The organism is bacterium (assembly GCA_040757115.1).
In the GTDB taxonomy this organism is placed as follows: Bacteria; UBA9089; CG2-30-40-21; order CG2-30-40-21; family SBAY01; genus JBFLXS01.
The window spans coordinates 1-10,980 of record JBFLYA010000128.1 but is presented as its reverse complement, the minus strand read 5'-3'; the positions used below and the strand labels follow the sequence as shown (position 1 = coordinate 10,980).

General features: G+C 39.5%; 10 protein-coding genes. 9 read left to right on the top strand and 1 reads right to left on the bottom strand.

All coding sequences use genetic code 11. From position 1 onward, the window contains the following. The first annotated feature begins 165 nt into the window (after positions 1 to 165). The 7 genes from sat (at position 166) to AB1422_11800 (ending at position 9,046) form a co-directional block, all read left to right on the top strand. Positions 166 to 1,389 carry a sulfate adenylyltransferase gene (sat, locus tag AB1422_11830; GenBank protein MEW6620005.1) on the top strand — a complete coding sequence of 408 codons (1,224 nt, stop codon included), beginning with the start codon at positions 166 to 168 and terminating at the stop codon, positions 1,387 to 1,389. Positions 1,390 to 1,577: 188 nt separating this feature from the next. Next, positions 1,578 to 2,012, top strand: coding sequence for an adenylyl-sulfate reductase subunit beta (gene aprB / locus AB1422_11825; protein MEW6620004.1), 435 nt, complete (start codon positions 1,578 to 1,580; stop codon positions 2,010 to 2,012). 55 nt (positions 2,013 to 2,067) lie between these two features. After that, positions 2,068 to 3,993 (top strand): adenylyl-sulfate reductase subunit alpha, encoded by a 1,926-nt coding sequence (gene aprA, locus AB1422_11820; protein ID MEW6620003.1) that lies wholly within the window; start codon positions 2,068 to 2,070, stop codon positions 3,991 to 3,993. An 84-nt stretch (positions 3,994 to 4,077) separates the two neighbouring features. Then, entirely contained in the window at positions 4,078 to 5,289 is a 1,212-nt protein-coding gene (locus AB1422_11815) for a CoB--CoM heterodisulfide reductase iron-sulfur subunit A family protein (GenBank protein MEW6620002.1), read from the top strand. Positions 5,290 to 5,294: 5 nt separating this feature from the next. After that, on the top strand, positions 5,295 to 7,532 hold the full coding sequence (locus AB1422_11810; GenBank protein MEW6620001.1) for an FAD-dependent oxidoreductase: 2,238 nt from the start codon (positions 5,295 to 5,297) through the stop codon (positions 7,530 to 7,532). Between the two features lie 48 nt (positions 7,533 to 7,580). Further along, complete coding sequence (gene qmoC, locus AB1422_11805; protein MEW6620000.1) at positions 7,581 to 8,672, top strand: quinone-interacting membrane-bound oxidoreductase complex subunit QmoC; 1,092 nt, start codon at positions 7,581 to 7,583, stop codon at positions 8,670 to 8,672. A gap of 2 nt (positions 8,673 to 8,674) precedes the next feature. Continuing rightward, positions 8,675 to 9,046, top strand: a complete 372-nt coding sequence (locus tag AB1422_11800; GenBank protein ID MEW6619999.1) for a CBS domain-containing protein — start codon at positions 8,675 to 8,677, stop codon at positions 9,044 to 9,046. A gap of 330 nt (positions 9,047 to 9,376) precedes the next feature. Here the strand turns inward: AB1422_11800 and AB1422_11795 are convergent, their stop codons facing one another. Continuing rightward, positions 9,377 to 9,571, bottom strand: coding sequence for a hypothetical protein (locus AB1422_11795; protein MEW6619998.1), 195 nt, complete (start codon positions 9,569 to 9,571; stop codon positions 9,377 to 9,379). A 328-nt stretch (positions 9,572 to 9,899) separates the two neighbouring features. On the opposite strand from AB1422_11795, the gene AB1422_11790 reads away from it, so the two are divergent. After that, a complete protein-coding gene (locus tag AB1422_11790) occupies positions 9,900 to 10,127 on the top strand; it encodes a hypothetical protein (GenBank protein MEW6619997.1) in 228 nt (75 codons plus the stop codon). Then, a complete protein-coding gene (locus AB1422_11785) occupies positions 10,124 to 10,534 on the top strand; it encodes a PIN domain-containing protein (protein MEW6619996.1) in 411 nt (136 codons plus the stop codon). The genes AB1422_11790 and AB1422_11785 overlap by 4 nt, the downstream gene beginning before the upstream one ends. Positions 10,535 to 10,980: the final 446 nt, after the last annotated feature.

Below are 10,980 nucleotides of genomic sequence, written 5' to 3'. Positions count from 1 at the left end.
TTGTGGAAAACAACAAATTTCCATAAATTTCTATTAGTTTCTATTAATTTCAATTTTTTTAATAATATCTCCCTATCTCCTTAATCTCCACATCTCCTTTTGTTACACCACCTGAACGCTTACAATTGCGAATTAAAAAATCAACAATTTAAGGAGGGAAAAAATATGTCAAAATTAATTGCACCACATGGGAGTGAAGAATTAAAGCCGTTGTTGCTAACGGGTGATGAATTAAAGGAAGAGCAAAAGAAAGCCAAAACTTTAACTCAAATAAAGATGACATCGCGAGAGACATCTGATTTGATAATGATGGGTATTGGTGCTTTTACACCATTAACCGGTTTTATGGGTAAAGCTGATTGGCAGGGTGTTTGCAATGAAATGATGATGACAAATGGTATTTTTTGGCCTATTCCTATTACACTTTCAACCACAGAAGGTCAAGCAGATAGTTTAAAAAAGGGTGAAGAGGTCGCTTTGATTGACGAGGAAAGCGGCGAATTAATGGGCACAATGAAGATTGAGGAGAAATACATAATTGATAAGGAACATGAATGCAAACAGGTTTTTAAAACTATTGACCATGAGCATCCAGGGGTTCATAAAGTTATATCGCAGGAAATGGTAAATTTAGCCGGTGCGGTAAAAGTATTGAATGAACTCCATTATCCACAGGAATACGGTGAGCTTTATATGAGACCAGCACAGACAAGAGAACTTTTTAAAGAAAAAGGTTGGAGTAAAGTAGCCGCTCTTCAATTACGAAATCCGATGCATCGAGCTCATGAATATCTGGCTAAAATAGCGGTTGAGGTTTGCGACGGCGTATTTATTCATCAATTGGTGGGTAAACTGAAAGCAGGAGATATACCTGCTGATATTCGTGTTAGAGCAATTAATACCTTAGCAGAACACTACTTTGTCAAAGATACCTGTATTCAAGGGGTTTATCCAATGGAGATGCGTTATGCTGGACCACGCGAGGCTTTACTCCACGGCGTTTTCAGACAAAACTACGGCTGTAGCCATCTCCTGGTCGGTCGAGACCACGCTGGTGTGGGTAATTATTATGGACCTTTTGATGCTCACCACATCTTTGATGAAATTCCATCAGATGCCCTTTTGCTTCAACCACTTAGAATCGATAATACTTTCTATTGCACCAAATGTGATGGTATGGCTTCAATGAAAACCTGCCCTCATGACAATCAGTATCGGGTGATTTTAAGCGGGACTATGCTCCGAAAACTCCTGTCTGAAAATCAGGATGTCCCAGACCACTTTAGCCGACCTGAGGTATTAGCGATTTTAAAAGAGTATTATGCTAAACTGGACGAGGCGGAAAAGATAGAGATTAAATTACATAAGCATGCAAAGGGAGAAAAATAGAGGAGGTGATGAAAAAAATCCAAAACCCAAAATCTAAAATCAAAAATAAAGATAGGGTTTCAGGAAACTAAAAGCAAATAATCGGTTAATTGGTAATTGGTTAAATATCTTCGTCCTGAACTCAGCCGAACGGTATTTAATTACCATTCACCAGTTACCAATTACCAAAAATAAGGAGGTAAAATTTTATGCCAAGTTTTGTAATTAAAGAAAAATGTGATGGTTGCAAAGGACAGGATAAAACAGCCTGTCAATACATTTGCCCTAATGACCTGTTTAGATTGAATGACGAAAAGACCAAGGCAATCAATCAGGAGCCGGAGCAATGCTGGGAATGTTATTCCTGTGCAAAAATATGTCCGCAACAGGCAATAGAAATCAGGGCGTATGCCGATATTGTCCCAATGGGAGGTAGCATTATTCCCTTACGAGGGACTGATTCGATTATGTGGACAATAAAATTCCGTAATGGGAATATCAAGAGATTTAAGTTCCCTATTCGGACTACACCAGAGGGGTCGATTAAACCTTATGAAGGAAAAGCACAACCCTCTGCGGATGATATTAAATCTCAAAACTTTTTTACCGAGGTCGGAAAAACACTGCCTACCCCGGCAAAGTAATACACTAGTGCAAGCATCCCTGCTTGCCATAATTTAAGATAAGGAGGAAAAGAATATGTCTGTAGTTACTGCAGAAACATCTCATTTTTGTAAAGACCCACAAATTGTAGAAGTTAATACTGACCTCTTGATTGTAGGTGGTGGAATGGCCGCTTGTGGAGCGGCGTTTGAAACTAAAAGATGGGCACCTGAAGGAATGAAAATTACACTTGTGGATAAAGCCGCTCTGGAAAGAAGTGGGGCAGTTGCCCAGGGACTTTCCGCAATTAATACCTATCTTGGTGAAAATACACCCGAAGATTATGTGCGGATGGTTTCCAATGACTTAATGGGTGTAGTTCGCGATGATTTAATCTATGATGTTGGCCGTCATGTGGACGACACAGTTCATAGATATGAGGAATGGGGTTTGCCAATCTGGAAAGAACATGGCAGTGAAGGAATTCCCCTTGAAAAAGGTGGTAAGCCAGTCAGAACCGGTAAATGGCAAATAATGATTAATGGTGAATCTTATAAAACCATCGTTGCGGAAGCGGCTAAAGCATCACTGGGTATGGAAAATATCTATGAAAGGGTTTTTATTGTTAAACTCTTGCTTGACGAAAAAGAGCAAAATAGAATTGCTGGTGCGGTTGGATTTAGCGTCCGTGAAAATAAAATCTATATCTTTCGGGCTAAGGCGATTCTGATGGCTTGTGGCGGTGCGGTAAACATCTTTAGACCAAGACAATCAACTGCCGAAGGTATGGGTCGGGCATGGTATCCAATCTGGAATGCTGGCTCAACATATACGATGGCCACCCAGGTTGGGGCAGAACTAACAATGATGGAAAACCGCTTTGTCCCGTGCAGATTTAAAGACGGTGCTGGTCCAGTCGGAGCATGGTTCTTATTATTCAAGGCAAAAGCCTTAAACGCAATGGGGGAGGATTATACAGTAAAAAATAAAGACCTGCTTAATGACTATATGCCCTATGGTGGTTCTAAAGTAGTTCCTACCTGTTTACGAAATCATCAGATGCTTGAAGAGATGAGAAGAGGTAGAGGACCTGTCTATATGGATACACCTACAGCAATGAAAGAGTTGTTTGCCAAATATAACAATGAGCCAAAGAAATGTCGAGAACTTGAATCAGAGGCATGGGAAGATTTCCTCGATATGTGTATTGGTCAGGCGGGATTCTGGGCAGGGATGAATATTGCCCCAGAAACGAATATGTCTGAACTGATGCCTACAGAACCATATCTCTTAGGTTCACACTCAGGTTGCAGTGGAATTTGGGTTAGTGGTCCGGAGGATATTGCTCCTGCAGAATGGCAATGGGGTTACAATCGTATGACTACAGTTCAAGGGTTATTCACAGCTGGCGACGGCGTTGGTGCATCAGGTCATAAATTCTCATCTGGCTCTCATTGTGAAGGTAGAATCGCAGGTAAAGCCGCAATTAAATTTATCCTTGACAGTAAAGATTTTACACCAACTGTGACTAAGGATAAAAGAGAACTGGCGGATGAAATCTACCTGCCGTTCATTAACTATGAGAATCAGAAAGGATATTCTGTTGACCCTGATGTCAACCCATATTACATTAAACCGAAAATGTTAATGTTTCGTCTGAATAAGATTATGGATGAATACGGTGGTGGTTGCCAAACTCACTATATTACTAACAAAGTTATGCTGGAAACGGCACTGAACCTTCTTGAAATGCTTAAAGAAGATTCTAAAAAGATGGCCGCTAAAGACCTGCATGAGTTGATGAGATGTTGGGAAAATTATCATCGTATCTGGACCGCAGAGATTCATCTGCGACATATCCTGTTTAGACAAGAAAGCCGATATCCAGGATTCTATTATCGGTCAGATTTTAATCTGATTAATGATAATGACTGGAAATGCTTTGTCAACTCGAAATACGACCCAAAGACAGCTCAATGGGAGATATTCAAAAAGGCACATAAGGATTTGGTGCCAAAGTAAACATTTTATGGCTAACGGGTGGGGAACATAAAACATATATGTCCTATGATACCTCACCCGTTGAGCTCTTCAAGAGGTGAACTAGTGTTAAAGGATATCCTGGTAATTGGTGGCGGAATCAGCGGCATAACCACCGCAGTTGAAGCGGGTGAAGCGGGTTATAATGTTACGCTTATTGAAAAAAAGCCGTATCTGGGCGGCAAAGTGGTGATGATGAATCGCTATTTTCCTAAACTCTGTCCACCATACTGTGGAATGGAGATAAACCTCCGTCGAATTAAAACAAACAACCGAATTAAGTATTTTACCCTGACAGAAGTAGAAAAAATTAGTGGTCAGGAGGGGAATTATGATGTTACTCTGCGGATTAATCCACGATTTGTTACGGAAAAATGTACTGCCTGTGGAGAATGTGCTAAAGTTTGTCCAGCAGACCGCAATGATGATTTTAATTTAAACTTAAGCCAGACCAAAACCATTCATCTTCCCCATCAATTAGCATTTCCATACAAATATGTCATTGACAATACTGTTTGTATCAAATGTGGTTCTTGTGTGGATGCCTGTCCATACAAAGCAATTGATTTAGAGATGCAACCACAGACAAAACAAATTAATGTCCGTTCTATAGTTGTGGCGACAGGCTGGCAACCTTACGACGCCTCAAAGATTGATAACCTTGGGTTTGGTAAATACAAGGATGTGATTACCAATATGATGATGGAGCGTCTTGCCGCACCAAATGGTCCAACCAACGGTAAAATCCTGCGACCTTCTGACCAAAAAGAACCAAAAAAGGTTGCCTTTGTCCAATGTGCTGGCTCTCGGGATGAAAACCACCTGCCATATTGCTCAGCGGTTTGTTGTCTTGCCTCTTTAAAACAAATAACTTATCTGAGAGAAGGTATCCCCGAGTCAGAGGCTTTTATGTTTTATATTGATATTCGCACCCCGGGTAAATATGAGGATTTTTATAATCGGGTGCAGGCTGATGAAAAGGTTAAATTAATCAAGGGCAAAGTCGCCTCGGTTGAGGAAGATAACGGAGAATTGATTGTTGAAGCGGAGGATATTCTGGCTGGAAATAAAAATAAGGTAAGGGTTGACCTGGTAGTTTTAGCCTGCGGGATGGAACCAGGCAGGCAAGGCTTAAATTTCATCCAGCAGGATAAAAATGGATTTATTATTCCGGAAAAAGGAATTTATGCGGCAGGGGTAGCGAAAAAACCTCAAGATGTTACCTCATCAGTTCAAGATGCTACCTCAGCGGCACTTAAGGCTATTCAAAAAGGATAAGATTTATGGAAAAGAAATTAGGTGTTTACTTGTGTTCAGGTTGTGGTATTGGTGAAGCTATTGACCTGGAAAAACTATCAAATGTCGCAATTAATGAATACAAAACCCCTGTTTGTAAAACCCATCATAGCTTATGCAGTCAAGATGGTCTGGCATTAATTAATCAGGATTGCCAGGGGAATGGAATAAATACTATTGTTATTGCGGGTTGCTCTCCACGGGTCAACCAGGATGTATTTGCGTTTGATACCGATAAAATTATGGAGCGGGTCAACCTGCGGGAACAGGTTATCTGGTGTCAGCCACCAAATCAACCAGATACTCAAATGATGGCTGAAGATTATCTCAAAATGGGCATTGTTAAGGCTCAAAAAACAGAATTGTTAGACCCATATCAACCTGAAACAGAGATAAGTCGGGATATTTTAGTCGTTGGTGGTGGTATAACCGGGATGACGGCGGCTCTTGAATCTGCAAAAGCAGGTCAAACAGTAATTTTAGTTGAAAAAGAAAAAGACCTGGGTGGTTTCCTGACTAAACTTCATAAACAATTTCCTATCCAATCCCCATATCAGGAACTTCAAATACCAATTCATCTCGAAATGATTAAAGAGATTTCTGCCAATCAGAGAATCAAGGTTTATACCGAGACAAAAATAGAAAAGATTGCCGGTGGTCCTGGTTTATTTGATGTTACTGTGAATCAAAATGAAAAGACAAACCAATTTCGGGTTGGGGCAATAGTTTTAGCCGCTGGATTCCAGCCTTATGATGCCAGTGGACTTGAATATCTTGGTTTTGGCAAATCGCCAAATGTGATTACCAATGTTCAGATGGAGGAATTGGCTAAAAAGGGTTTGATTACCAGACCGTCAGATGGTCAACCGGCGAAAAATGTTGCCTTTATTCAATGTGCTGGTTCGCGGGATAAAGAGCGTCTGCCGTATTGTTCGACCTATTGCTGTATGACCTCTCTTAAACAAGCCCTCTATGTTCGGCAACAAAACCGGGAGGCAATGGCTTACATATTTTACAAGGATATGCGGACAATGGGACTTTATGAGGATTTTTACATCAAGGCTCAAGAAGATGAAGGCGTTTTTTTAACTAAAGGAGAGGTCGTTGGGGTAGAAGTTATAGATGGGAATAATCTAACAATCACGATTAAAGATACATTGCTGGGCGAAGATATGGTTATTGAAGCCGATTTAGTTGTTCTGGCAACAGGAATGGTGCCAACAACCGCAATTGAAAGGCTGATAAAAAAAGAGACGATAGAATGCCAGGAAGAAGCCTGTAAAAAAGAAGAACCAACTCTGCCTCAAGACCCCATCATTAAATCAGATATTCTGAATCTGGACTATCGGCAAGGACCGGAATTGCCCCAATTAAAGTATGGTTTTCCGGATTCACATTTTATTTGTTTTCCTTATGAGACGCGGAGAACGGGCATATATGCGGCAGGATGTGTGCGTCAGCCAATGGATATTGCCGCCTGTATAGAGGATGCAAGTGGAGCGGCGTTGAAGGCAATTCAATGTATCGAATTAATCAGTAAAGGCGAAGCAGTTCACCCAAGGGTTAGTGACCGCAGTTATCCCGACTTTTTTATGCAAAGATGCACCCAGTGTAAAAGATGCACGGATGAATGTCCGTTTGGAGCAATTAATGAGGATGAGAAATTCAATCCTTTACCAAATATTACTCGATGTCGAAGATGCGGGACCTGTATGGGTGCCTGTCCGGAAAGGATAATCAATTTTAAAAATTATTCGATTGACATTATCTCATCTATATTTAAAGCCGTGAGCGTGCCGGATGAATTTGAAAATAAACCACGAGTGCTTGCCTTTATGTGTGAAAATGACGCCATCCCGGCTCTGGATATGACTGGGGTTAAACGACTTGAATATAGCCCATTCATTCGGATTATCCCGGTGAGATGTCTTGGTTCTTTTAACCTTGTCTGGATTTCAGATGCCTTATCAAAAGGAATTGATGGGATTCTTCTTATTGGCTGTAAATATGGGGATGACTATCAATGCCACTTTGTCAAAGGAAGTGAATTAGCCAATTATCGGCTCGGTAAGGTTCAGGAAACGCTAAATAGATTGGCTCTTGAATCTGACCGGGTAAAAATGGTTCAACTTGCAATTAATGAATATGATTTGTTACCAGGAATATTTAAGGATTTTATGGCAACTATTGATAAGGTAGGCCCAAATCCATTTAAGGGATTTTAAGTTAACATCAAACGAGTCAGACTTGTCCGACCATTAATGGAGGGAAAAATGTTAATTAAACCTGATTTAAAATTTATCCGCGAGACAATTTGTGCTGGCGGAGATTCTCTAAAAAAATGTTTTCAGTGTGCCACCTGCTCTGTAACCTGTAAATTGTCCCCTGATGGCAACCCATTTCCACGCAAAGAGATGATTTGGGCACAGTGGGGACTAAAAGATAAATTGTTGGCTGACCCGGATATCTGGCTTTGCCACCAGTGTAGCGACTGTACGGTTTATTGCCCACGAGGGGCAAAACCAGGTGAGGTAATGGCCGCTATCCGCAAAGCGGTTATCACCCATTATTCTTTTCCAAAATTTTTGGGTAAAATGGTTAGCCAGGTGAAATATGTGCCACTTCTGATTGCCTTTCCAGTAATATTGTTGTTGGCTGTTTTAGGAATTAGCGGTCATCTAAATATCCCTGCCGGCGAGATAATCTTTTCAAAGTTTATGCCCACGGAATATGTTGATGCTATTTTTATACCTGTGGCATTATTTGCGGCAATAGTCTTTGGTGTGGGAATTACCAGATATTGGAAAGATATATCTGGACCAAATGCAAAGATAGGCTTAATTCCCAGTCTTATTTCAACAATTGTTGAGATATTAACTCATAACCGATTTAATAAATGCGAAGTGAACAAACTCAGGTCGATTGCCCATCTTGGTGTTTTTTACGGATTTATTGGGCTGGCAATAACAACTGCTTTAGCCGTTTTCTATCTCTATATCTTGAAACAGGAATCCCCTTATCCATTACTCAGTCCAGTAAAGATAATTGGCAATATCAGTGCTCTCACATTGCTTATTGGAATTATATTGGTCATTGGTAACCGGTTGAAAAACAAGGAAAAGACAGGTTTAGGGTCTTACTTTGACTGGTCACTCATTGTTGTCATTGCCGTAGTTGTCCTGACCGGGATACTTTCACAATTTACGCGATGGGCAAATATAACCATCCTGGCTTATCCCATTTACTTTCTCCATTTAGTCAGTGTATTTTACCTATTTATCTATGCCCCATATTCTAAACTCGCTCATTTACTTTATCGGACAGCGGCTATGGTTTATGCAAAACAATGTCAACGGGAGGTGTAAAAATGCAGAAATTTGTCGCAGATTACGCTACATTTGAATCGTTACTGACTGTAGATTGGAATAGAACCGTCAATTTTGCCCTTCAACGGATGAAAGAATTGAATCGAAGTTGTTTGTTTGTTGTTGACCGTGAAGGTAAAACTCTCGGGATAGTTACAGAACATGATAAGCCGTCAGACCAAAATCTGAAAGAATTCTGTGAGCAAAGAGAATTTAAAATAATTAGCGTCGAAGAGGCAAAAACAATGAATTCAAGAGCCGCGGCTAAGTATATGTCAGACAATAAATTCCATCGTATCACCATAAAAGATAAAAGTTCACTCGGTATTTTCACCTCAACAGACTTCATAAAAATGGTTGCAGAAGGAAATTAGTCCTCACTTTACATCCCTTCTAATTAATTGTTCAAGTTGAACTCCCTGTCCATATTTTTCCATTTTTAACAGCCAAGAATTAGAGTCACACCTTAAGAGTGTGGTGGTATATGCGGATATTAGAGATTGTCTGCAAAAAAGAAGATATAGCAGTTATTAACTGGAAGTTTACATAGGATAATACCCATAAATAAGGCATGAGAATAATTGTTCCGTTAGGAACATAATATCGGTAGAAATAGATAGACAAATCAATCAGTTCCGTAGGAACGATATATTGGTAGAAAATTTATGGAAAGCCATTTACCGATATATTGTCCCTATGGGACATTAAATGAAAGATGAGGTAGAATTTTCGTAACCGTTCAGGCTATATATCAAAAGTGTAAGAAAGGGGATAAGGAGATAAGAGTGATATGGAGATAAGATAATAGAAATAGATTGAAACTTATAGAAATTAGGTAGAAATTGATTGGGGAAAACAACAAATTTCCATAAATTTCTATTAGTTTCTATTAATTTCAATTTTTGTAACTATTCACCACGAAGGGTACGGAGAGCACGAAGTGAAATTTGATGAATTATCGAATAGAGTCATTGGATGCGCTATAGCGGTGCATCGAACTCTTGGGCCAGGTTTGCTTGACACCGTGAAGAGTGATAATTCACAATTCACAATTGACAATTCACCATTCACCATTATTAAGGAAATTTAGGGAAGAAATTGTGAATGGTGAATAGTTACCAATTTTTTTAATAATATCTCCCTATCTCCTTAATCTCCACATCTCCTTTTGTTACACCACCTGAACGCTTACCATAATTTATATTATACGAGAGGGAGGTAGATATTATGCAAGTTGAAGCAATTAAACGAGAGGATGGATTATATATTCCCATGATCGATATCGTGAAAACGATGCCACAACAGAAAATTTGGGTGGATATCGAAGTGATCGAACCCACTGAAGAGACTGACGGCTATGCGTTGCTTGATCAAATGATTGGCTTATGTCACACCAATCAGGAGGATGCCTCAGTAAATCATAATAAGATTTTATATACAAGGGGTGCAGCATGATTTTTGTCGATACAGGAGCGTGGATTGCTCTAACCGATAGTAACGATCACTATCATAAAGAGGCAAATCGGCTCTATAACCGGTTGAAGCAACAACGCGCCTATTTACTCACAACAGATTATGTTCTTGACGAAACCGTGACTCGACTAAGGTATGATAGCAGTCATCATATCGCCATTCGATTTCTGGATATTATCACCTTGACGAGTAAAACAGGCATTTTACGCGTGGTGTATATTGATCACGACCTTTTTCAAGAATCGATCGCCGTATTTCGTCAATATGAAAGTACACTCTTATCATTGACTGATTGTGCCAATTTTGTTGTGTGTCAACGCTATAACATTCATGACGCGTTTGGGTTTGATCGTCATTTTCCAATGATGGGAATAAGTTTAATATCGTAAAGATGTGTAAGCATTCAGCCACAGAGGCACCGAGTTCACAGAGAATTAAGGAAATTAGTCACAAATGGACACGCATTATAGCACTTATTAATCGAAATTTGACATAGATAGGGCTATGAAATTCCAAATCACAAATTCCAAATTCCATTTAGTGAATTAGTGAATTAAGCGAATTAGCGAATTAGTAAAATCTAATCTCTAATTCACTAATCTCTAATTCGCTTTTTGGTATGTGGAATTTGGTGTTTATTTGAGATTTGGTGCTTGGGATTTGGGATTTTTTTTACTTATCCACTCTGAATAAAGTTTTGACTAATAACCTAAATTCCCGAAAAGTTATAACTATGGGGAGAGATTTGATACATCGATGTCAAAAGAATTATATATATCTTTAACCTTTTTTGAGATTTCATTGATTATATTTAGTCCATTACCAAATTGCGTAA